The organism is Labedaea rhizosphaerae, from assembly GCF_004362825.1.
Lineage (GTDB): Bacteria > Actinomycetota > Actinomycetes > Mycobacteriales > Pseudonocardiaceae > Labedaea > Labedaea rhizosphaerae.
The window spans coordinates 249,289-272,838 of record NZ_SNXZ01000005.1; the positions used below are offsets into that span (position 1 = coordinate 249,289).

Here is a 23,550-nt window from a genome sequence, read left to right on the forward strand (position 1 = left end):
CCGGTTGTCCCCCATCCCGCGGCTGGGGGACAACTCTAGCGGGATCAGTCGAGCAGGTCCTCGATGCGGATCGGGATGTGACGCACCCGGATGCCGGTGGCGTCGTACACGGCGTTGGCGATCGCCGCCGCCATGCCGACCACGCCGATCTCACCGACGCCCCGGGCGCCGACCGCGTTGTGCAACGTGTCCGGGTACTGCACGAACTCGACATCGACTTCGGGGATGTCGGCGTTGACCGGGATCAGGTAGCCGGCGAAGTCGCCGTTGGCCAGCCGGCCGTCCGCCTCGAACTCCATCGCCTCGTGCAACGCGGCGGAGACACCCCAGATCATCCCGCCCATGAGCTGGCTGCGGGCGGTCTGCTCGTTGATGATCCGGCCCGCGTCGAACACGCCGAGCATCCGGGACACACGGACCTCGCGGGTGAGCCGGTGCACCCGGACCTCGCAGAACTGCGCGCCGAACGAGCTGAAGGAGTGCTTGGTCATCTCCTCGCCGGGCGCCGAGGAGCCGGACACCACCAACGATTCGCGGCCCAATTCCCGCAACAACGCCCCGAAGGTCAACTCCTGGCCGTCGGCGAACACCTTGCCGTCGGCGTAGGTGACCTCCTTGCCCGCGAACGGCGCGCCCGGCTCGGACGCCAAGGCCACCAGCTCGTCGATCAGCTGGGTCGCGGCGATCATGATGGCCGTGCCGGTGCTTGCCGTGGCAGTCGAACCGCCGGACAACCCGCCGGGCGGCAGGTTCGAGTCGCCGAGCTTGGCGGTGACGCGCTCGGGGGCGAGGTCCAGCGACTCCGCGGCGATCTGGTTGAGCACGGTGAGCAGCCCGGTGCCCGGGTCGGCGCCGCTGGTGGCGACCTCGGCGGTCTCGTCGGCGTGCAGCGTGACGCGAACCGTTGCGGGGAACCGGATAGCGGGGAACATGGCGGTCGCGGTGCCCATCCCGACCACCCAGTCGCCCTCGACGCGCTCGCCCGGCCTGCGACGGTTCCAGCCGAAGCGGCGAGCGCCGATTTCGAAGCACTCGTCGAGGTGCTTGCTCGACCACTGCAGGTCCACACCGGGCGGCGCCACCGAGCTGTTGCGCCGGCGCAGCTCGATCGGGTCCATGTCCAGTGCCACCGCGAGTTCGTCCATGGCGCTCTCGAGCGCGAACGACCCCGGCGCCTCACCCGGCGCGCGCATGAATGTGGTGCGCGGCAGGTTCAGCGGCACGATCTTCTGGCTGATCGACAGGTTCTCGGTGGCGTACCACTCCCGTGACGTGCCGTGCGAGGTCGGCTCGACGAACGAGCGGTCCACGTCCGTCGCGCACCACGAGTCGTGGCGCAACGCGACCAGCATGCCGTTGCGGTGCGCGCCAAGGGAAACCCGCTGCACGGTGGCCGCGCGGCCCGCGGTCGCGGTGAAGACCTGCTCCCTGGTCAGCGACGCCTTCACCGGGCGTTCGAGCACCATCGCCGCCGCCGCGGCGAGGAAGGCGGGCGCCGAGGTGCGGCCCTTGCCGCCGAACGCACCGCCGACGAACGGGTTGACCGAGTGCACGGCCGACCGGTCCAGCCGCAGCGCGTCGGCGAGCTCGGCCACCTGCAGGTGGCTGCCCTGGCTTCCACTGTAGACGGTCAGCTCACCCGACTCCCACACCGCGACGGCCGAGTGCGGCTCCATCGGGGCGTGGTGCTGCCCCGCGGTGCTGTAGGTGTTGTCGACGACCACCGGGCTGGCCGCGAACGCGTCCTCGATGGACGCCACGCCGTCGGCGAGCACGTCGAGCGATGTCGGGCCGCCACCCCGCACCGCGGGCGGGTCTTCGGCGGTGGCAAGACCTTCCTGCAGCGAGGTCACCGCCGGGCGTTCCCGATAGGTCACATCGATGAGCGCCGCGGCGTCGCGCGCCTGCTCGAAGGTCTCCGCGACGACGAAGGCGATCGGCTGCCCGTGGTAGTCGACCTCCTTGTTCTGCAAGGGAACCCAGGTCTCGCCGAACGCGGCCAGGGTCGGCGCGGTGAGCACGAGCGGGTCGAACGGCGAATACACGCCGAGCACGCCCGGCGCCGCCTTGGCCGCCTCGACGTCCATGCCTTCGATCTCGCCGTTGGCGACGGTGCTCACCACGACGTAGCCGTAGGCCATGCCCGGGAAGTTGTGGTCGACGCCGTACTTGGCGGCGCCGGTGACCTTCAGCGGCGCGTCCAGCCGGGGCATCAGCGGTTCTCCTCGGTGAGTTCGTGCAGCGCGCGGACCAGCGTCCGGGGCAGCAACTTCGTCTTGAAACCGTTCTCCGGCAACGGTCGCGCGCCTTCGGTGGCCAGTGCCGCCGCCTGCTGGAAGGCGTCCTCGGTCAGCGGCGCGCCACGCAGGGCCGCCTCGACGCCGGGCAGCCGCCACGGCACGGTGGCCACGCCACCCACCGCGACCCGCGCGTCGCGGATCACGCCGTCGTGCACGTCCAGGGCCACCGCGGCCGAGCACAGCGCGAACTCGTAGGACTCGCGGTCGCGCACCTTCACGTAGGTGGAGTTGGCCGCCCAGTCCAGGCGCGGCACGACGACCTCGGTGATCAGCTCACCCTCGCGCAGGTCGTGTTCGAGCTCGGGGGTGTCGCCGGGCAGGCGGTAGAACTCGGCGAGCGCGACCGTGCGTATACCGTCCGGGCCGGCCAGCCGGATCTGCGCGTCCAGCGCGACCAGGGCGACGGCGAGGTCGCTCGGGTGGGTCGCCACGCAGTGGTCGCTGCCGCCGAAGATCGCGTGCATCCGGTTCGCGCCGGTGATCGCGGGACAACCGCTGCCGGGCTCACGCCGGTTGCACGGCGTGCTGACATCGCGGAAGTAGGTGCACCGGGTGCGCTGCACCAGGTTGCCACCGATGCTCGCCATGTTGCGCAGCTGCTGGGAAGCACTGCGCAGCAGGGCACGCGAGATCACCGGGTAGACGCCGGGGTGGGCCGCGACGTCGGCCATCCGCGCCAGCGCGCCGATCCGCAGGCCGTCGCTGCTGTCGATGCCGCGCAGCGGGAGGCCGTTGATGTCGGCGACGTGGCGCGGGGTCAGGACGTCGAGCTTCATGAGGTCGACGAGGGTGGTGCCGCCGGCGAGGAAGGTCGCGCGGCTCTGGATGGCGTCGTCGACGGTGGTGGGGGCGGTCAGCTCAAACGGTCGCATCGGTGCTCCTGGCCTGCTCGATCGCGGCGACGATGTTGGGGTAGGCCGAGCAGCGGCACAGGTTGCCGGACATGAACTCGCGCACGTCCTCGGGGTTGTCGATGCCCTGCTCGACCGCCGCGACGGCCGACATGATCTGACCGGACGTGCAGAACCCGCACTGCATGGCGTCCTGGTCGACGAACGCGCGCTGCACCGGGTGCAGTTCGTCGCCGTCGCGCAGGCCCTCGACCGTGGTGACCGGTTCGCGCACCGTCGCGGCCAGGGTCAGGCAGGACAGCACCGGCCGGCCGCCGACGTGGACGGTGCACGCACCGCACTGGCCGCGATCGCAGCCCTTCTTGGTACCGGTGTGGTCGAGTCGTTCACGCAACGCGTCGAGCAACGTCACGCCGGGCTCGATGTCGAGTTCTTCGGTCTTGCCATCGACTTCGAGAGAGATGTTCACTGGTCCACACTCCCCAACCGGATAATCATCCGCTTCACTGTCCGCGACGCTAGCGGATGACAATCCGCTTCGCAAACGAGTGTCCTATGCTGGAGCTGCTCCAGGTCAAGCGCCAATCCGTGGGAGGTTCGCCGATGAGCACCGGATCCGTCAGCTCCCGCAGGGCGGACACCCGGCGCAACCACGAGCGCATCGTGGCGGTGGCGGCCAAAGCCCTCACCTCGTCGGGTGAGGTCTCGTTCAACGCCATCGCCAAGCAGGCGGAGGTCGGGGTCGGCACGGTGTACCGGCACTTCCCCACCCAGGAGGCGTTGATCCTCGCGGTCTACGAGCGTGAGGTGCGGCAACTGGTCGAGGTGGTGCCCAAACTGCTCGCCGACCACGGACCCGAAGAAGCGTTCCGGGCCTGGATCGTCGACCACCTGGCCCGCTACATGATGACCAAGCGCGGACTGGTCGATGCCCTGAGCGCGGCCACCGCGTCCCGCGGGCGGTTGCCGGCGAGCGCGTTCCAGTCCATTGTGGATGCGCTGGGTGTGTTGCTGGCGGCCAACATCGAGGCCGGCCACGTGCGCCCCGAACTGGACGCGACGATCGTCATGCGTGGCCTGGCCGGACTGCTGCACCTCGACCCGGACGGCGACTGGAAGGACCAGACCGAGCGCCTGCTCGACCTCATCTGGCGCGGCATGCGCCCCTGACCCTCACGGGTGTGTCCCCCGCTCCGACCCGGCGTGTCCCCCGCTCCGAGCGGGTGTGTCCCCCGTTCCAGCTGGGTGTGTCCCCTGTTCCGGCCGGGCGTGTCCCCTGTTCCGGCGGGGCGTGTCCCCTGTTCCGACAGGGCGTGTCCCCCGTTCCGATAGCCCGTGTTCCACACCGCTGCCACCCTCACGCGGGCCACGGCCCTCCCGAGTGTGGGACACACCCGGCGCGAACGTGGGACACGCCTGGGTGAAGGAGTGGGTGGGGGTCAGGCGATGGCGGTTTGCAGGGCGCGGCGGGTCAGGACTTGGGCGAGGTGGCGGCGGTACTCCGGGGTGCCGTGCGTGTCCGCGGGCGGGTTGGTGCCCTCGGCGGCCAGGGCGGCGGCGTCCACTATGGACTTGCCTTCGGCCAGCGCGGCTTCCGTTGCGGTGGCGCGGATCGGTGTGCCGGCCATATTCACCATGGCGACGTTGACCGCGCCCGATGGCATCGTGGCCACGGCCACCGCGACGATGGCCCAGTCGTTGCTGCGGCGGGTGAACTTCTCGTACGCCCAGCCGGTGGCGCCGGTGCGGGGCACGCGGATCTCGACGACCAGCTCGTCCGGCTCGCGGACCGTCGAGAACAGGCCGGTGTAGAACTCGGCCACGGGGACCGACCGGCGGCCGTTCGGGCCTTGCAGGACAACGGTTCCGTCCAGGGCGAGGATCGCGGCGGGCATGTCGCCGGCCGGGTCGCCGTGGGCGATCGCCCCACCCAGGGTGCCGCGGTGGCGGACCTGCGGGTCGCCGACGGTCGCCGCGACGGCGGGCAGCAGCGCGCACTCGGCAGCCAGCACCGTTGACGTCACCAGGTCGCGGTAGCGGGTCGCGGCGCCGATGGCGATCTCGTCACCCTCGACACGGAGGTGCCGCAGTTCCGCCAGGCGGCCGATGTCGATCACCAGCTCGGGCGCGGCCATGCGCAGCTTCATCACCGGCAGCAGCGAGTGGCCACCGGCGAGCACGGTCGCGTCCTCGCCGCGGGTGGCGAGCAGCGCGACCGCCTCGTCGAGGGTCTGCGGGCGCTGGTAGTCGAAGGCGACCGGGATCATGCGTCGGGGTCCTTCCCCGCGGCCACGAGCACGGCGCGAACGATGTTGTGGTAACCCGTGCAGCGGCACAGGTTGCCTTCCAGTCCACTTCGGACGTCCGCTTCGGTCAGATCGGGGTTCTCCTCGATCAGGCTGACCGCGGCCATCACCATGCCCGGCGTGCAGAACCCGCACTGCAGGCCGTGTTCCTGCCGGAACGCCGCGGTGACCGGGTGGGACAGCGTGCCGTCGTCGGACAGGCCCTCCATGGTGGTCACCGAAAGCCCGTCGGCCTGCGCGGCCAGCACGGTGCACGACTTGACCGACTCGCCGTCCAGCAGGACCGTGCACGCGCCGCAGGAGGTGGTGTCGCACCCGATGTTGGTGGCCTTGAGCCCCAGGTTGTCGCGCAGGTAGTGCACGAGCAGGGTGCGCGGCTCGACGTCGGCGGTCGTGGCCGTGCCGTTGACGTTGATCTCGACCTTCACTTGGCTCCTCCGGCCGCCTGCTGGATGGCCGTCCACACCCGCACCGGGGTGAGCGGCATGTCGATGTGGTCCACGCCGAGGTGCGCGACCGCGTCGATCACGGCGTTCTGCACCGCGGGGCACGACCCGATCGTGCCGGCTTCGCCGATCCCCTTGTACCCCAAGGGGTTCGCGTCGGTCGGGGTTTCCATGCCGACCAGGTCGAAGCTGGGCAGCTCGGCGGCGGACGGGATGCCGTAGTCGGCGAAGCTCGCCGCGAGCGGCTGGCCGTCCTCGTCGTAGGTGACCTCTTCCAGCATGGCCTGCGCGATGCCCTGGGCGATCCCGCCGTGGCGCTGCCCGTCGAACAGCAACGGGTTCAGCACCGGACCGGCGTCGTCCACCGCCCAGATCCGTTGCACGGCGGCCTTTCCCGTCTCCGCGTCGACCTCGACGACGGCGACGTGCGCGCCGAACGGGAACGTCGCCTTCCCGGCATCCCACTCGGTGTGCACGCGAAGCTGCTCCTGGGCGGCCAGCTCGGCGAACGTGATCTTCCGCGCGCTGGGCACCCCGGCCACGGTGATCGCGGCGACGTCCTTGTCCACCACCAGGTCGGCGACGTCGGCCTCCAGCAGGTCGGCGGCCCGCTGCTTGGCCAGTTCCACCAGTTCGCCCGCCGCCTTGTGCACGGCGATGCCGCCGGTCTGCAGGCTGCGTGACCCCATGGTCCCGGCGCCCTCCGGGATCTGGTCGGTGTCCCCGTGCCGGACGGTGATCTTCTCCATCGGGATGCCCAGTTGCTCGTGCGCGAGCATCGCCCACGCGGTCGCGTGGCCCTGCCCGTGCGGTGAGCTGCCGGTGAGCACCGTGACCGTGCCGTCCGGGTGGACCTCGACCGAGCCGTTCTCCGACGCGCCACCCCCGGCCGTGATCTCCACATAGGACGAGAGGCCGATGCCGAGCAGCTTCGTGTCCCCGCGTTCGCGGCGGCGCGCCTGCTCGGCACGCAACTGCTCGTACCCGGCCGACCGCAGCGCCAGGTCGAGGGCCTTGGCGTACTCGCCGGTGTCGTAGGAGATCTCGTCGGTGATCTCGTACGGGAACTGCTCCGGCGCGATGAAATTCTTGCGGCGCACGTCGGCCGGATCCATCCCGATCGCCCGGGCGAACAGATCCATGGCCCGCTCGATGGCCTGGGTCGCCTCGGGCCGGCCCGCACCGCGGTACGCGCCGGTCGGCGTGGTGTTGGTGACCACCGAGACGTACGAGGAGTGCTTGCGCGCGATGTCGTAGGTGCCGCGGGCCATCATGCCGGTGAGGTTGGGCAAGGCGGCACCAAAGGCCGGGTAGGCGCCGGCTTCGCCGACGATCTTCAACTGGTAGGCCTTGACCGTGCCGTCGCGGTCGCCGCCGATCGTGATCGTCTGGTGCTGCGCGCGACCGTGCACCAACCCGGTCATGTTCTCCGAGCGGCTCTCGCTCCAGCGCACCGGACGACCGAGGCGCCGGGCGAGCCACGCGACCAGCACGTACTCCGGGTCGGCGCCGATCTTCGCGCCGAACCCGCCGCCGACGTCCGGGAGGATCACGTGCACGTCGGCCACGTCGACGCCGAGCCGCTCGGCCAGGTCGTCGCGGGTGCCCTGGGCGTTCTGGTTGGAGCAGAACACCGTGTAGCGGCCGTCGTCCCATGCGGCCGCGGCGGCTCGGGTCTCCAACGGCGCGGGCGCGACCCGCTGGTTCAGGATCTGCTTGGTGACCACGACCTCGCAGTCGGCGAAGAAGCCGGCACCGGGGTCGGCCGAACCCTTGGCGGTGGCCACGTTGGTGCCCGCCTCGGGGAACAACAACACCTCGCCGTTCAGCGCCGCCTCGACGTCGACCACGGCGGGCAGCGGGTCGTAGTCGACGTCGACGAGTTCGGCGGCGTCCTCGCCCTGGTACGGGTGCTCGGTGAGCACGGCGGCCACCGGCTCCCCCACGAACCGGACCCGGTCGGTGGCCAGGTACGGCCGCACCATTTTCTTGTTGGCACGATCGAACACCAGCACCGGCTCGAGATCGCAGTCGGCGGCGGTGAGCACGGCAACCACGCCCGGCGCTTGCTTGGCCGCCGACGTGTCGATCGACGTGATCGTGGCGTGCGCGATCGGCGAGCGGACCAACGTCAGGTGCAGTGCGCCGGCCAGGCGCTCATCGGTCAGGTCGTCGGTGTAGGTCCCACCCTTGGTCAGGAACGCCGGGTCCTCGACGCGGTGCACGCGGGTACCCAGGATGCTCATGCACGGACCTTCCGACGGCGGTGGATCGTCCACCGGCGAACTTACCTCCCCGCCGGGCAGGTCCGCTGACCCAGCGTGTGCGAACCACCGTGCAGGTTCGCCCGCTCGGCACGGGGGTACTGCAAGAGCAAAGTGCAGACGATCTGGTCCACGGCGATCTTGCTCAACCCGGCGACATCGGTGTGCAGCCACACCTCGAGCGTCGTGCCGTTCTGCGTGACGATCGCGGGCGCCGCCCGCCGCGGCACCTGCGTGCTCAGGCCCTTGCCACGCCCGTCCTCGTCGGGACCGGCGGCGAGCATGCTGAGCACGTCGGCGCCCGGCAGGGCCGGGGCGATCCGGTCCACCGGCACTACTTCCTTCTTGTCGGGCGACACGAAGTACAGGGTCGGCATGGTGTCCTTGCGTGGCCCCGCCGGTGCCTCCAGACCGGGGATCACCCCGCTGGGCCGCACCCCGCACCCGGCGACGGCCAGTACCACCAGCAAGGTCGCGAGCAGCCGGGTCATCGCGGCACCCCCACGACCTGACCCGGCTGGTGCCGCGGCATGCGCAAGGTGAACACGGCCCCGCCTCCGGCGCCGTTGCCCGCGATCAGGGCCCCGCCGTGCAGCCGGGCGTTCTCCCACGCGATGGCCAGGCCGAGGCCGCTGCCCTCGGACCGGCTGCGGGCGGTGTCGGCCTTGTAGAACCGGTCGAACACGTGCGGGAGCACCTCCGGGTCGAGCCCGGGACCCGCGTCGGTGACGGTGAGCACGAGGTCATCACCTTCGGTGCGCAGCGTGACGGTGACCGGTGGGGCGCCGTGGCGCAAGGCGTTGCCGACCAGGTTCGCGACGATCACGTCCAGGCGGCGCGGGTCGACGACCGCGCGGATCCCGTCCGGCAGGTCGGTCTCGACCCGGTCGCCGAACCCGCGCACGCGCAACGTCACGCGGATCGCGTCGGCCACGTCGATCTCGTCGAGGGCGAGCGCCGCCGTGCCCGAGTCGAACCGGGTCACCTCGATCAGGTCGTTCACCAGCCGGGTCAGGTTGTGGGTCTCCCGGCTCACCAGCCGCACCGCCTCGCCCGCGACCGGCGGCAGCTCCGCGGCCTCGGCGTCGAGCATGTCGGTGACCGCGCTCATCGCGGCGAGCGGCGTGCGCAGTTCGTGCGACACGTCGGCGACGAAGCGGCGCGCGTCGGATTCCATCCGGCGCAGCTCACCCACGTGGTGCTGCAACGACTCCGCGGTCTGGTTGAACGTGTGGGCCACGGCGGCCAGTTCGTCCCGGCCGCGCACGACGTGCAGGCGGGCGTTGAGGTCGCCGGAGCCGAGGCGCTGCGCGGTGCGTTGCAGTTCCCGGACCGGGCGCAACACGCTGCGCGCGGCCAGCAGCGCGAGCACCATCGTCATCACCACGCCCGCGCCACCGATCAACCAGGCATCCCGGGCCAGCCCGTGGACCACCTCTTCCTCCGGCAACAGGCCACGCACCACGTACACCGTGATGCCCGACGGCTCGGTCACGCCGCTGTCGTCGGTGATCCGCAACTGGCTGCCGATGACCAGCATCGTGTGGTTGCCCGCGGCCACGCGCTGCCAGGCGATCCGCCCGGAGTCGACCTCCTCCCGCAGCGCGGCGGTCACGATGGACGGGTCGAGGCCGCCCGCACGCAGGCCGTTCGCCTCGACCAGCGCGTTGCCCTCCCGCCCGGACACCCCACCCGCGATCTTCTCCAGGGCGTCCTGGTCCGGGTCGGCGGGCAACGGGTAGAGCTGCTCGATCCGGTTGGTCGTCTCGATCACCGCGTTGTCCTGGGTCCGCTGCACGATGGCGTCGCGCGAGCGGGCGTAGCCGACTCCGGCGACCGCGGCCGCGGTGACGGCGCTGAGCAACGCGAACGCCAGCAGCAGGCGGGTGCGCAGTCCGATCACAGCGGTCCGATCACAAGCGGGCCAATCACAGCGGGCCGATCACAGCGGGCCGAAGCGGTAACCGAAGCCACGCAACGTCTGCACGTACACCGGCGCCGCGGGGTCGTCCTCGATCTTCGCGCGCAGCCGCTGGACGCACGCGTCGACCAGCCGCGAGTCGCCGAGGTAACCCTGGTCCCACACCGATTCCAGCAGGTGCTGGCGGCTCTGCACGCGGCCCGGCGACGCCGAGAGCTCCAGCAGCAGCCGCAGTTCCGTCGGCGCGAGCGCGACGGGCACGCCGTCCTTGGTGACGACCAGGCCCTCGCGGTCGATGGTGAGCTTGCCGTGCCGTTCGAGCGCCGGCTTCGGCGTGCCCGCCGGGCGTTGCCCGCCGGTGCGCCGCAGCACCGCCTTGATCCGGGCCTCGAGCACGCGGGCCTGCGCGGGCTTGGCGACGTAGTCGTCGGCGCCCGCCTCCAGTCCGGCGACCACGTCGATGTCGTCGTTGCGGGCGGTCAGCATGATGATCGGCAGGTCGCCGGACGCGCGGATGCGCCGGCACACCTCGAAGCCGTCCATGCCGGGCAGCATCAGGTCGAGCACCACGACGTCGACGTCCCCGCCGCTGATCCGGGCCAGGCCGTCCTCGCCGGAGCCGACCGCGTCCACGGTGTGCCCTTGGTAGGTCAGGGCGATGCGCAGGCCGTCGCGTACGGCCTGGTCGTCCTCGATCAACAACACCTTGGGCATGGCACTCACTATCGCAGGATCCTCGCCGCACCTCATGGCGACGTGCGCGCCGTGTCATGGCTCGGTAACAGCCGATTCCGTGCGGAACTGTTGCAGAACGGTGTGGTTCCCCGCACGGGATGCGCACGTGAGCGGCCGAACGTGGGTGTCATGAATCCTCGCGTGCTTGCCGCCGTGACCCGCGTCCTCGCCGTCGCCCTGCTGCCGGCGGCGTTCTTACGGTCGCCCAGGCGGGCCCGCTACTTCGCGTGCCAGTGGGCGCTCGGGCTGCGCTTCCCCGCCGAGGACCTGCGTGGGCTCACGGCCGCCACCGCCCGGGCCTTCACCGAGGCCCGCACCCTGGCGTTCTGGCGTGATCACCAGCTGATCGGGTTGACCTGCGGGCACCGGGACGCGGCCCTGCAGCACCGGATGTTCATGGAAGAGGTGCGGCGCACGGGCTCGGTCGCCGCCGCGCGCTGCCGGGTGCTGCCGCCGGACGAGTCGTCCCACGTCAGCGGGATCGCCCTGGACGTGCGGCCGACCGAGGGCGCGCGGTGGCTGGAGGAACACGGTGCCGCGTTCGGTCTCTACCGCCGCTACGACAACGAGTGGTGGCACTTCGAACACCACTGGACCCCGCCGCCCCGGCTGCCCTACCCCGGCGTCGCCGCCGAGGCCGCGACCGTGGTCATGTCCGTCCCGGACCCGCGTTCGGGCAGGTCGCAGAGCTTTCGGCAGGCCGGCGGTCGCGGGTCGCTGCAGCGCTGATCGCGCGGGCGCGGAGCGCGCCTGGAGTTCACGCCAGGGGGCTTTCCAACCGCAGTACCCTCACACGCGTGTTCAGCCGCATCGTCATAGTCAACCGTGGTGAGGCCGCGATGCGGCTCATCCACGCCGCTCGTGACCTGGCCGCGGAAACCGGCAGGCCGATCGAGACCGTCGCCTTGTACACCGACGTCGACAAGAACTCGACGTTCGTGCGCGAGGCCGACATCGCCTACGACCTCGGTCCGGCTTCCGCGCGCCCGTACCTTGACCTCAAGGTGCTGGAACAGGCCCTCGTCGAGACCGGCGCCGATGCGGCGTGGGTCGGCTGGGGCTTCGTCGCCGAGGATCCCGCGTTCGCCGAGCTCTGTGAGCGGGTAGGCGTGACGTTCGTCGGCCCGAACGCCGACGCCATGCGTCAGCTGGGCGACAAGATCGGCGCCAAGCTGATCGCCGAAGAGGTCGGCGTGCCCGTCGCGCCGTGGAGCCGGGGCGCGGTCGAGACCCTCGAGGACGCGATCGCCGCCGCCGACAAGATCGGCTACCCGCTGATGCTGAAGGCGACCGCCGGTGGCGGTGGCCGCGGCATCCGCATGGTCGCCAGCGCCGACGAACTGACCGACGCCTACGAGCGCACCAGCCAGGAGGCGGCCCGCGCGTTCGGCAGCGGCATCGTCTTCCTCGAGCGGCTGGTCACCGGGGCGCGCCACGTCGAGGTCCAGGTGATCGCCGACGGCCAGGGCACCGCGTGGGCGCTGGGCGTGCGCGACTGCTCGGTGCAGCGGCGCAACCAGAAGGTCATCGAGGAGTCCGCGTCGCCGCTGCTCTCGCCGGAGCAGGCCGCCGAGCTCAAGTCCTCCGCCGAGCGCCTCGCCGTGCGCGTGGGTTACCGCGGCGCCGCGACGGTGGAGTTCCTGTACCACCCGGGCGACAAGCTCTTCGCGTTCCTCGAGGTCAACACCCGGCTGCAGGTCGAGCACCCGATCACGGAGTCGACCACCGGCTTCGACCTGGTCAAGGCGCAGTTGTACGTGGCGGGTGGCGGCAAGCTCGAAGGCACGCCGCCGGCCGAGCGCGGGCACGCCATCGAGGCCCGGCTCAACGCCGAGGACCCCGACCGCGACTTCGCGCCCTCCCCCGGGCGCATCGCCCGCCTCGACCTGCCGGCCGGGCCGGGCATCCGCGTGGACACCGGGGTCAGCGAGGGCGACACGATCCCCGCCGACTTCGACTCGATGATCGCCAAGATCATCGCCTACGGCGCCGACCGCGACGAGGCGCTGGGCCGCCTGCGCCGCGCGATGGCCGAGACGACCGTGATCATCGAGGGCGGCGCCACCAACAAGAGCTTCGTGCTCGACCTGCTCGACCAGCCCGAGGTGATCGACGCCAGCGCCGACACCGGCTGGATCGACCGCGTCCGCGGCGAGGGCAGGCTCGTCTCGCACCGCCACTCCGCGGTCGCGCTCGCCGCGGCCGCCATCGAGGCCTACGAGGAAGAGGAGCGCGCCGAGCGCCAGCGGCTGCTCTCCACCGCGTTCGGTGGGCGCCCGCAGGTGCAGCACCGCAGCGGCCGCCCGCTCGACCTGAAGCTGCGTGGCATCGGCTACCGCGTGCGGGTCGCGCGGGTCGGCGCGACCCGGTTCCGGGTCGGCATCGAGGCAGGCGACGAGGTCCGCACCGCCGACGTCGAGCTCGACCGGTTCGACCAGGACACCGGGCAGATCGTCGTCAACGGCGCCCGCTACCGGCTGCTCACCGCCACCCACGGCCCCGTGCACCTGGTCGAGGTCGACGGCGTGACCCACCGGGTCAGCCGCGACGAGGGCGGCGTGGTCCGCTCCCCCGCGCCCGCCCTCGTGGTCGCGACCCCGCTCGCGATCGGCGACGAGGTCGAGGCCGGCGCGCCGGTCCTGGTGCTGGAGAGCATGAAGATGGAGACGGTGCTGCGTGCGCCGTTCAAGGCCCGGCTGAAGGAACTGCCGGTCTCCGTCGGCAGCCAGGTCGAGACCGGGGCCCCGCTGCTGCGCCTGGAGCCGATCGCCGACGACGACGAGGAAGCCGCCGACGACCCGGCTGGCGAGGCCGTCGAGCTGGACCTGCCGGCCGAACCCGCCGACGTGCCCGCGGCCGATCGCGCCCGCCGCGGTCTGGAAGGCCTGAGTGGTCTGCTGCTCGGCTACGACGTCGACCCGCACGACGAGGGCCGCGTGCTCGCGGACTACCTCGCCGCGCGCAAGGCCGTCAACGCCAGTGGTGGCCGCACGATCGCCGAGGAGCTGGAGCTGATCGGCGTGTTCGCCGATCTGGCCGAGCTCAGCCGCAACCGGCCGGCCGGCGAGCCGGAGACCGGTGGCAACAACCACGTGCACAGTGCCCGCGAGTACTTCCACACGTACCTGCAGAGCCTCGACGTGGAGCGAGCCGGGCTGCCGGAGTCGTTCCAGGCCAAGCTGCGCACGGCGCTCGCGCACTACGGCGTCGCCGACCTCGAGCGCACGCCGGAGCTGGAAGCCGCGGTCTTCCGGATTTTCCTTGCCCAGCAACGTGCCTCGGCCGACGCGGCCGTGGTCACCACGCTGCTGCGCTCGTGGCTGCGCGAGCCCCCGCCGGGCGAGTCGCTGCGCGAGCCGGTGGGTCTCGCCCTGGAGCGGCTGGTCGCGGCCACCCAGGTCCGCTTCCCGGCGGTGTCCGACCTCGCGCGTGGCGTGGTGTTCACCTGGCTCGGCCAGCCACTGCTGCGCCGCAACCGGGCCCGCGTCTACGCCGACGTCCGCAAGCACCTGCGCCACCTCGACGAGCATCCGGACGCGGCCGACCGCGCCGAGCGCATCGCCGAGATGGTGCGCAGCACCGAGCCGCTGGTGCGGCTGCTGGGCCAGCGCCTGGCCCGCGGCGTCGCCGACAACTCGGTGATGCTGGAGGTGCTGACCCGCCGCTACTACGGCAACAAGGGCCTGACCGGGGTGCACGCCGAGGAGCGTTCCGGCTGCCGGTTCGTCGTCGCGGAGCGGGCCGACGCCCGCCTGGCGAGCGCCGCCGTGCGGTTCGAGGCGCTGGGCGACGCACTGCAGGGGCTCGCCGAGCTCGTCACCGGCGAGCACGCCTACGACGCGGACATCTACCTGTCGTGGGAGAACCAGCCCGACGACTTCGATTCGGCCGCCGCGGCACTGCACGAAGTGGTCGCCACCCACTCGCTGCCGAACCTGGTCCGCAGGCTGACCCTGACGGTCGCGGGCAGCGGCAACGCCGTGATGCACCACCACTTCACGTTCCGCCCGACCACCACCGGCATGGCCGAGGAGCGGCTGATCCGCGGCCTGCACCCGTACATCGCGCAGCGGATGCAGCTCGAGCGGTTGCGCAAGTTCGACCTGACGCGCCTGCCGTCCTCCGACGAGGAGGTCTACCTCTTCCAGTGCGTCGCACGGGAAAACCCGTCCGACGACCGGCTGGTGGCCTTCGCGCAGGTGCGTGACCTGACCGAGCTGCGTGAGCACGACGGGCGCCTGGTCTCGCTGCCCACGGCGGAGGACACCATCGCCGCGTGCCTCGACTCGATCCGCCGCGCGCAGTCGCGCCGGCCGTCGCGGACTCGCTTCAACACCAACAGGATCGTCGTCTACGTGTGGCCGCCGAGCGACCTCACCCGCGCCGAGCTGGAGATGATCGCCGACCGCGTGCTGCCCACCACGGCGGGCGCGGGCCTCGAGGAGATCCTGTTCATCGCGCGCCAGCGGCACCCGCAGACGGGTCAGCTGGAGAAGACGACCGTGCGGATCTCCTTCGATGCGGCCGGGGGCAGCCACCTCACCTTCGGCGACCCGGCGGACGCGCCGGTCGAGCCGCTGGACGACTACCGGCAGAAGGTGCTGCGCGCGGCCAGCCGCAACACCGTCTACCCGTACGAGCTCACGTCGATGCTCGGCGAGTTCGTCGAGCACGACCTCGACGAGAACAATGCCTTGGTCCCGGTCGACCGGCCCAAGGGCCAGAACAAGGCCGCGATGGTCGCCGGTGTGGTCACCACCCGCACCGAGCGCTACCCCGAAGGCGTCACCCGGGTCGTGCTCCTCGGCGACCCGACCAAGTCGCTCGGTGCGTTGTCGGAGCCGGAGTGCCGCCGCGTGATCGCCGCGCTCGACCTCGCCGAGTCCATGCGGGTACCGCTGGAGTGGTACTCGCTGTCGTCGGGGGCCCGGGTCTCCATGACCTCCGGCACCGAGAACATGGACTGGGTGGCGGCCGCGCTCAAGCGGATCGTCGAGTTCACCCAGGACGGCGGCGAGATCAACATCGTGGTCGCGGGGATCAACGTCGGCGCCCAGCCGTACTGGAACGCCGAGGCCACGATGCTCATGCACACCAAGGGCATCCTGGTGATGACGCCGGACTCGGCGATGGTGCTGACCGGCAAGCAGGCGCTGGACTTCTCCGGTGGCGTGTCGGCCGAGGACAACTTCGGCATCGGCGGCTACGACCGCGTCATGGGCCCGAACGGCCAGGCGCAGTACTGGGCACCGAACCTGGCCGCGGCCCGCGACGTGCTGATGTCGCACTACGACCACGCCTATGTGGCGCCGGGCGAGGACGCGCCGCGGCGCGCGGTCACCACCGACCCGGTGGACCGCGACATCTCGGACTTCCCGCACGCGGTGGTCGACAGCGACTTCAAGACCGTGGGCGAGATCTTCTCGGTGCAGTCCAACCCGGACCGCAAGAAGCCCTTCGACATCCGGACCGTCATGCGGGCCGTGTCCGACCAGGACCACCCGGTGCTGGAGCGCTGGGCGGGCATGGCCGACGCGGACACCGCGGCTGTGCAGGACGTGCACATGGGCGGCATCCCGGTGTGCCTGCTGGGCATCGAGTCCCGCTCGGTGCCCCGTCGCGGGTTCCCGCCCACCGACGGCCCGGACACCTACACCGCGGGCACGCTGTTCCCGCGGTCGTCGAAGAAGGCGGCCCGCGCGATCAATGCCGCCAGCGGCAACCGGCCGCTGGTGGTGCTGGCGAACCTGTCCGGCTTCGACGGGTCGCCCGAGTCGATGCGCAAGCTCCAGCTGGAGTACGGCGCGGAGATCGGCCGCGCGATCGTGAACTTCCGCGGGCCCATCGTGTTCGTGGTGATCTCGCGGTACCACGGTGGCGCGTTCGTGGTGTTCTCGAAGGCGTTGAACCCGAACATGACCGTGCTGGCCATCGAGGGCTCGTTCGCCTCGGTGCTCGGCGGCGCCCCGGCCGCGGCCGCGGTGTTCGCCGGCGACGTCAACTCCCGCACCGCCGCCGACCCGCGGGTGCGCGAGCTGGAGGCCCGCCTGCAGGCGGCCACCGGCGCCGACCGCGCGACGCTGAGCGCGGAGCTGGACGACCTGCGCACGTCGGTCCGCACCGAGAAGCTGAACGAGGTCGCCGCCGAGTTCGACAAGGTGCACAACATCCAGCGCGCCGTCGAGGTCGGCTCGGTCGACGCGGTGATCCGCGCCGCCGAGCTGCGCCCGCGCATCATCGAGGCCATCACGTCCGGCCTTCGCTAGTCCGACCAAGTCCGCCGCCGGCTCCCGGGTCTCCCCGGGGGCCGGCGGCGTTCTTGTGTCCGAGGCGTTCTTGTGTTCGATGCGTGACCAAACAGTACGACCGACCGGTTTCTCAATGATTCGATCTTCCAATTTGGACCATTCTCGGCAACGTTTCCCATGTCGAGAGCAAAATGTGTGGCCACTCCGGAGAATCGCCGTGCCCCGAATCGCGTGGGGTTGCGCAGCCTGTCAGAATGGGCCACCTGCTGGTCGGGGGACAAGGGGGCCAGATGTCAGAGCAGTCGAACGAGCCCAGGCAATCAAACGATTCGACGACCATCGCGCCGGTGCGGATGACGAGGCCGTTCGTGCGCGCGGCTTCGGCTTACGCGCACCGCGCCATGGTTCCCGGAATCGAGTTGGTGATCGAATCGGCAACTGGGAACGACACCATTCCCGACGGTGTTCGCCGGTTGTGCGCGGCGCTGGACATCGCCGCGTGGTCGAGCCGGACGAAAGGCGGCGCACGCGCGGAGACGGCGTCGGTCGTGCATGAGGCACTGCGGTTGGCGGGTGAATCCATCGCGGTGCCCATCGAACGGTGGACGATGCACGCGGCCGGGGACGGCGCGCTGATCGTGTTCCCGGGGGACATCGACGAGTCGGCGATGATCGCCGCGCTCACCCGCAGCCTCGCCGCGGAACTGGGCCGGTACAACAAGGTCCAGCCGGCGGGCGAACGGTTGCGGGTCCGGCTGAGCATCGCCCAGGGCACGCTGCACACGACGCCGTTCGGCTTCTCCGACGACGTGACCATCGGGGTCGCGCGGCTGGTCAACTGCTCGGTGCTGCGAGCGGCCCTGGTCGGCTACCCGGCCTCGGACGTCGCGTTGATCGTGTCCGAGGATGTGTTCCACGACGTGATCGTCCACGAGCGCCACGGCCTGGCGGCCCGATCGTTCTGGCCGGTCGTCGCGGCCGACAAGGAGTTCCAGGCACCGGCGTGGATCCACGTGCCCGACCGCACCGGCGGCCCGCGCCGCCCACCAGGAACGGACCTGGCTCGCCAGGAGCCGACGACGCCGCGGGGGTCGGGCCCGCTGCGCATCGTCCGGTTGATGCCGCGGCTGTTCCCGGGGTGGACCGCGACCCCGGCCACCGCCGCGCCCGGCGAGCGGATCGAGCCGGGCCGGGTCGCCGTCGTGTTGGACTCGTGGCGCCAGGAACGGCCGGAACCCGATGCGGCCCAACCGGTTCCGCCGGTCACCGCCGAGGAGCGCGAGGTCCTGAAGGCGGCCCGGGCCCTGGTGGTGTGTGGGCGCTTCCGGTCCGCGTTCGACCACGTCGCCAGCCGGTTGTCGAGCTCCACGGGCACGAGGGCGCTGCCCTGCGGGCTGGCGCGGGTGCTCGTGCACGCCGAGCCCCGCCACCACGCCGACGCGGTGCGGGAACTGCTCGACTGGGTGCTGGTGCACCACGTCGAGAGCGTCGCCGACACGCTGGAACCGTTGCTGCTGCGGGCGGAGAACTCGTACGCCATCGGTCACCTGCAAAGCGCCGTCACCGACCTGCGCCAGCTGCTGCAGGTGCTGCCGACCCCCGACTGCGAGCCGGGCCCGGCCGCGTTGCTGCGCCTGGGCGACTGCCTCGACCAGGCCGGTGACACGACCGGGGCCGCCGTCGTGTGGGAGCAGCTGCTCGCCGTGCGCCCGGTGCACCCGCAGGCGTCGTTGCGCCTGGCCTACCGTGCGCTGGCCGAGGACCGGCCGGCCGCCGCCGAACGCCACTTGCAGCGCGCGGAAGGGTTCCTGCGCTCCTGCCAGGGAGACCTGCGGCCGATGCGGCACGCGATCGCGCTCGGCCAGTACGCCGTGCACCGGGCCAGGGGCGAGGACGCCCGGGCCGAGCAGTACCTCGCGGTCGCGGCGAGCCACGTGCCGGACGACCCCGTGACCGCGGCGGAGCAGGCGATCGTGGCCGCGGGCAAGGGCGACAGCCGTGGCCGGCAGCGGTACACGCAGCTCGCCACGACCCGGGCCATCCGCGCCAGCAACGGGCTACCGGTGCTGGACCTGTTGCACAACCTGGGTTTGCTCGACGACGAGCAGCACCGGCAAGCCTGCGCCGCCCACCGCGAGCTCCACTGACTTCGGCCGATCGTCGGTCGGAGCTCAGCCCGCGCACTCCTGCGCGTCCGGGATCCCGTTGTGGTTCAGGTCCTGGTTCTGGTTGCCGCCCAACAGGCCACCCAGCAGGCCACCGACCCCGGACACCGTGCAGGTGAGCAGCCCGGTCACCGGGTCGAGCACGGGCGCGAGCGGGCCGGACGACCCGGATGAACCCGACGAGCCCGACGACGGCGGCGAAGCCGGCGGGTTGGTGGGCGAGGTCGGGGAACTCGGCGAGGTGGGGGAACCCGGCGAGCCCGGCGCGGTCGGGGGAACCGTGGTCGACGGCGGCACTGTCGTCGACGACGTGGGCGGGGTCGTGGTCGTCGAACTGCCGCCGTGGGCACTGCCCGCCTGGACGTCGCCCGGGCCACCGGCACCGTCGGCCGGCGGGAGCGGCGACGGGTCGAGGGGCGTGGTGCCCGCGACCGTCTGGATGTCCGGCAGCCCGATGGTGTCCGCGCCGACGCCCGAGTAGGCGGCGAGCCACGCCCGCACCAACGACAGGTAGGCATCGGAGTGGTTGTAGCTGAGGATGGCCGAGTCGATGCCGCCCGGTGTCGTCAGGTCGCGACCGCCCGCGCACAGGTAGGACGCGGCCGCGCCCGACGCGTCGAAGACGTTCTCCGGGTCGGCCACGCCGTCGGCGTTGCCGTCGACGGCCCAGTGCCGCCACGTCGAGGGGATGAACTGCATCGGGCCGACGGCGCGGTCCCAGGTGGCGCTGCCGTCCAGCGCACCGCCGTCGGTGTCGGCGATGGCGGCGAACCCGGCGCCGTCGAGCATCGGGCCGAGGATCGGGCGCAGGGCGGTGCCGCGCGCGTCGACCTGGCCGCCGCGGGCGTGCCCGGACTCGACCTTGCCGATGGCCGCGAGCAGCGCCACCGGGATCCCGCAGCCGGGGGCGCGCAGGTCCATGGCCTTCGCGGCGCGTTGGTAGGCGATCAGCACCATGCCGGGGATGCCGGCGCTGCCCGGAAGCGACACCACGTCTGGCGCGTCGTGCACGGGCTGCACCGGGGGCGCCACCACCGGTGGCGCGGGCACGGCGGGCGGCAGCAGCGGCTCGGTGCGCTGGGTGTCCTGCGGCACGGTGCCGCCGTCGACACCGTACGGGTCGACCGGCGGTGTCGCGGTCAGCGCCTGGGGGACCTCACGCGGCCCTCCGTTGCTCGCGGCGCTCACCCCCGCGGCGACGAGCATCAGCGCTGCGGCCAGGTGCGTGCTGGCCGGCTTCCTGCGACCACGCCTGCGGTGCGACGAATGCGACATGCGTTCGAGTACAACAGCGGGCCCCGGCGGTCTTAACCTGCTCGCGGGCACCCTTGGACGCAACCAGAACTGCCCGTCCGGGCAGGTGCCGCGTCACCGCAGCCAGCGGTCGAACCACGCCCTGGTGCGGTGCAGCACGTCGAGCTGGTTCGCCCGCTTGCGCAGCGAATGACCTTCGCCCGGGTACACCAGGAACTCGTGCTCGACGCCGTGGTGCCGCAATGCCCGGCGCAGGAATTCCGCTTGGGACAGCGGGACATTGGTGTCGTCGGCGCCGTGCACGATGAGCACCGGCGTGTGGATCGACGACGCGTAGGAGATCGGGCTCGCCCGGTCGTGCGGGTGCGGGCCCGGACCTTCCCAGCCGAAGCTGCCGGAGAGCGCCGCCTCGAACGCGCCCCACTCCCCCGTGACCGCCTGCATGCCCCAGTCGGTGATACCCGCACCGACCAGGGCCGCGGCGAACCGGTCGGTCTGCCCGACGGCCCACGCGGCCGTGAACCCGCCCTGGCTCCAGCCCGCGATGCCGAGCCGGTCCGGGTCGGCGACGCCTTCGTCGACGAGCAGGTCGATCCCGGTCAGGATGTCGGTCCACTCGGCTTGGCCGAGCGCGCCGACGATGCTGGCGGCGAAGGCGTGCCCGTGTCCTTGGCCGCCACGGGCATTGGGCAGGAAGACGGCGTAGCCCGCGTGCGCCAGCCACTGCCCGGACGGGGCCCAGTGCAGGGTGATCTCGTCGGCGTAGCGGTCGTAGGGACCGCCGTGCACGATGGTGATCAACGGGAACGGCCCGTCGTCCTCGGTTTTGCCCGGTGGCAGGACCAGCAGCCCGTCGAGGTCGAGACCGTCCTCGGCCCGGTAGGCCAGCCGTCGCTGCTTGCCCCAGGTCACGTCCCGCAGTTCCGGGCGCAGGTCGGCGCACGGGGTGAGCGGCTCGCCGATCCGGCCCGTGCACACGGTTTTCGGCCAGGTGGGGTCGCCCACCACCGCCGCGATCACCTGGCCGTCGCGGCTCACGCTCAGCTGCTCGACCCGGCCGGTGAACCGGGCGCGCTCGCCGTCCAGGTCGCGCAGGGTGGTGTCGAGGCCGTCGGCGACGAGCACCAGCGGCCGCCCGTCGGTCTGGACGAGTTCGATCGGGCACGCGGGCATGCCCTCGGTCAGGTTGCGGTGCTCGCCGTCCGGACCGATGTCGAACACGGCGGTGCCTGCGTGCAGTTCGGGCGGCGTCAACGCCAGGTAGGCCACGTGCCAGCCGTCGTCGGCCCGCCACCACACCGGCGACTCGGCAGCCGCCGGGGTGGTGCCCAGGTCGCGCACCGTTCCGGTCGCGAGGTCGACGACGTGCAGCGCGGGCGTCAGCAGGCCCGGGTCGATCTCCGGCGACGCCCAGGTGAGCACGGCCAGCGCCGCGCCGTCGGGCCGCAATGCCGCCTCGGCGACGTGGCGGCCGGCGAACCCGTCGACCGCGCGCACGTCGCCGTGGAGCAGCAGCCACAGCCCGGACTCGGCGATGATCGCGAACGAGTCCGCATCGGACAGTGGCACGAATCCGTCCACGCCGCCGGGCCAGGCCGTGACCGCTTCGCCGCCGCGGTGGACTTGCCGATTGACCAGGTACAGCAACGACTCCGAGTCCTGTGTCCACTTTGGGCCATTCAGGTCGCCGGTGGCCACGCACCGTGGCTCCGTCGTGCCGTCCACGACCCACAGCTCCCGCTCCGGGACGTCGCCCGTCCGGCCGAAAGGAGCCGCGACGTAAGCGACCCGCCGGCCGTCCGGCGACACCGCCGGCGCCGAGGGAATCCGGCCATCCACCACCATCTCCGCGGTCAGCATGGGACCCAGGATGCCGGACGCGGCAGGTAGCGGTCACCAACGGTCGCGGCCGGGCGGGCGCTGCCACGATCGGCCCATGACCCCGCGGACCTACCGGACCCCCTGGCAGATCGTGCCGGTCCTGCTCGGCGTCATCGCCCTCGGCGTGGCGCGGCTGCTGTTCAAGGCGCACAACGAGGACGTCGGCGGCACCGGTGAGCTGATCATCATCGGGTGCGCCGTGCTGTTCGCCGGGCTGCTGATCGCCGCCGTCCTCCGTGCGCGTACCACGGTGGACCAGGACGGCATCGTGGTGCACTCGCTGGTGCGCGCGAAGCGGTACCGCTGGCCGGACATCGCCGAACTGCGGATCGAACGGGCCGACCGGACTACCATGTCGCGTGCGACGTTCCCCAACGTGATCCTCTACGACCGCGACCTCAAGCGAGTGGTCCTGTCGAACATCAGCGACAAGCGGCTCGGCGGCGCCGACGCGCTCGCGCGGGAACTGACCGAGCTGCGGCAGGCGTGGCAGGCCGGCCGCGGCCCGGACTGGCGACCGCGCCACGAAGAACTCGCGCAGCTGGACCGGCGCGCGGCCCGGACCATCCCGGTGATCGCGATCTACCTGGCGGCGTTGGGCATCGGCATGGTGTCGATGGTGCTGACGCTGATCATCTCGCTGGCGATCCTCGAAGCGCCGCAAAACGGGAACACCGCGTTCGGGGAGCCGTTCATCTTCGGCGTGCCCGCGGTGCTCGCCGTGCTCACGTTCGCGTTCGGGCTGGTCTGGCGGCACCGGCGGCGGCAGGCCTAGTAACGTCGCTGGTCGTGATCTTGCACATCGTGCCGAGGGGTGAATACCGGCCCGGTCAGGACATCCGGCCGGTGCCACCAACGGCGTTCGTGCACTGCTCGGACTACGGGACCGTCCACCTGCCCGCCGGGCGGCTGTTCGCCGGGCGCACGGACCTGCTGCTCCTGCAGGTCGACCCGGCCGCGCTGGACGTGCCGTTGCGCTGGGAGCCAGGCGATCCACCGTCACCCGACGGCGTCTGGTTCCCGCACGTCTACGGGCCCATCCCGGCGGCGGCGGTGGTCGCGGTGCACGAGTTCCCACCGGCACCCGACGGCACGTTCCGGTTGCCGCCCGCTCTGGCCACCCACGATCGGGGACAGCCCGCCAGCCAATCTTGATTCGTTCCAGTTTATCCGGCAGAC

Annotated in this window: 17 protein-coding genes; 6 read left to right on the forward strand and 11 right to left on the reverse strand. The window is 71.7% G+C overall.

The features are described 5' to 3' along the window. Positions 1-44: 44 nt before the first annotated feature. Genes EV186_RS27820 through EV186_RS27830 form a run of 3 tightly spaced genes read right to left on the reverse strand, consistent with a single transcriptional unit; the run spans position 45 to position 3,620 of the window. Positions 45-2,216 (reverse strand): xanthine dehydrogenase family protein molybdopterin-binding subunit, encoded by a 2,172-nt coding sequence (locus tag EV186_RS27820; RefSeq protein WP_133852612.1) that lies wholly within the window; start codon positions 2,214-2,216, stop codon positions 45-47. After that, positions 2,213-3,172 (reverse strand): FAD binding domain-containing protein, encoded by a 960-nt coding sequence (locus EV186_RS27825; RefSeq protein ID WP_133852411.1) that lies wholly within the window; start codon positions 3,170-3,172, stop codon positions 2,213-2,215. The genes EV186_RS27820 and EV186_RS27825 overlap by 4 nt, the downstream gene beginning before the upstream one ends. Further along, positions 3,159-3,620, reverse strand: a complete 462-nt coding sequence (locus tag EV186_RS27830; protein WP_133852412.1) for a (2Fe-2S)-binding protein — start codon at positions 3,618-3,620, stop codon at positions 3,159-3,161. The genes EV186_RS27825 and EV186_RS27830 overlap by 14 nt, the downstream gene beginning before the upstream one ends. A 134-nt stretch (positions 3,621-3,754) precedes the next feature. On the opposite strand from EV186_RS27830, the gene EV186_RS27835 reads away from it, so the two are divergent. Further along, on the forward strand, positions 3,755-4,321 hold the full coding sequence (locus tag EV186_RS27835) for a TetR/AcrR family transcriptional regulator (protein WP_133852413.1): 567 nt from the start codon (positions 3,755-3,757) through the stop codon (positions 4,319-4,321). A gap of 269 nt (positions 4,322-4,590) precedes the next feature. On the opposite strand, the gene EV186_RS27840 is transcribed toward EV186_RS27835, so the two are convergent. Genes EV186_RS27840 through EV186_RS27865 form a run of 6 tightly spaced genes read right to left on the reverse strand, consistent with a single transcriptional unit; the run spans position 4,591 to position 10,802 of the window. Beyond that, complete coding sequence (locus EV186_RS27840; RefSeq protein WP_133852414.1) at positions 4,591-5,418, reverse strand: FAD binding domain-containing protein; 828 nt, start codon at positions 5,416-5,418, stop codon at positions 4,591-4,593. Then, on the reverse strand, positions 5,415-5,885 hold the full coding sequence (locus EV186_RS27845) for a (2Fe-2S)-binding protein (RefSeq protein WP_133852415.1): 471 nt from the start codon (positions 5,883-5,885) through the stop codon (positions 5,415-5,417). The genes EV186_RS27840 and EV186_RS27845 overlap by 4 nt, the downstream gene beginning before the upstream one ends. After that, positions 5,882-8,149 (reverse strand): xanthine dehydrogenase family protein molybdopterin-binding subunit, encoded by a 2,268-nt coding sequence (locus EV186_RS27850; protein ID WP_133852416.1) that lies wholly within the window; start codon positions 8,147-8,149, stop codon positions 5,882-5,884. Before EV186_RS27850 ends, EV186_RS27845 begins: the two co-directional genes overlap by 4 nt. A 41-nt stretch (positions 8,150-8,190) precedes the next feature. Beyond that, a complete protein-coding gene (locus tag EV186_RS27855) occupies positions 8,191-8,658 on the reverse strand; it encodes a GerMN domain-containing protein (RefSeq protein ID WP_133852417.1) in 468 nt (155 codons plus the stop codon). Continuing rightward, the gene (locus tag EV186_RS27860; RefSeq protein WP_133852418.1) at positions 8,655-10,070 is read right to left on the reverse strand and encodes an ATP-binding protein; all 1,416 of its coding nucleotides are present in this window, start codon (positions 10,068-10,070) and stop codon (positions 8,655-8,657) included. Before EV186_RS27860 ends, EV186_RS27855 begins: the two co-directional genes overlap by 4 nt. Positions 10,071-10,109: 39 nt before the next feature. Then, on the reverse strand, positions 10,110-10,802 hold the full coding sequence (locus EV186_RS27865; RefSeq protein WP_133852419.1) for a response regulator transcription factor: 693 nt from the start codon (positions 10,800-10,802) through the stop codon (positions 10,110-10,112). Between the two features lie 150 nt (positions 10,803-10,952). On the opposite strand from EV186_RS27865, the gene EV186_RS27870 reads away from it, so the two are divergent. From EV186_RS27870 to EV186_RS27880, 3 genes are all read left to right on the forward strand, one after another. Continuing rightward, positions 10,953-11,552 (forward strand): M15 family metallopeptidase domain-containing protein, encoded by a 600-nt coding sequence (locus tag EV186_RS27870; RefSeq protein ID WP_133852420.1) that lies wholly within the window; start codon positions 10,953-10,955, stop codon positions 11,550-11,552. 68 nt (positions 11,553-11,620) lie between these two features. Then, positions 11,621-17,089 carry an ATP-binding protein gene (locus tag EV186_RS27875; RefSeq protein WP_133852421.1) on the forward strand — a complete coding sequence of 1,823 codons (5,469 nt, stop codon included), beginning with the start codon at positions 11,621-11,623 and terminating at the stop codon, positions 17,087-17,089. Positions 17,090-17,361: 272 nt separating this feature from the next. Then, positions 17,362-19,218 (forward strand): tetratricopeptide repeat protein, encoded by a 1,857-nt coding sequence (locus tag EV186_RS27880; protein WP_133852422.1) that lies wholly within the window; start codon positions 17,362-17,364, stop codon positions 19,216-19,218. A 24-nt stretch (positions 19,219-19,242) separates the two neighbouring features. Here the strand turns inward: EV186_RS27880 and EV186_RS27885 are convergent, their stop codons facing one another. Together EV186_RS27885 and EV186_RS27890 are read right to left on the reverse strand one after the other, a co-directional pair. Next, a complete protein-coding gene (locus EV186_RS27885) occupies positions 19,243-20,511 on the reverse strand; it encodes a lytic transglycosylase domain-containing protein (protein WP_208115820.1) in 1,269 nt (422 codons plus the stop codon). Between the two features lie 93 nt (positions 20,512-20,604). Further along, positions 20,605-22,350, reverse strand: a complete 1,746-nt coding sequence (locus tag EV186_RS27890) for a S9 family peptidase (RefSeq protein WP_133852423.1) — start codon at positions 22,348-22,350, stop codon at positions 20,605-20,607. 76 nt (positions 22,351-22,426) lie between these two features. On the opposite strand from EV186_RS27890, the gene EV186_RS27895 reads away from it, so the two are divergent. Both EV186_RS27895 and EV186_RS27900 read left to right on the forward strand, forming a co-directional pair. Further along, positions 22,427-23,146, forward strand: a complete 720-nt coding sequence (locus EV186_RS27895) for a PH domain-containing protein (RefSeq protein WP_166659368.1) — start codon at positions 22,427-22,429, stop codon at positions 23,144-23,146. Positions 23,147-23,160: 14 nt separating this feature from the next. Beyond that, positions 23,161-23,526, forward strand: a complete 366-nt coding sequence (locus tag EV186_RS27900) for a DUF952 domain-containing protein (protein ID WP_133852425.1) — start codon at positions 23,161-23,163, stop codon at positions 23,524-23,526. Positions 23,527-23,550 lie beyond the last annotated feature (24 nt).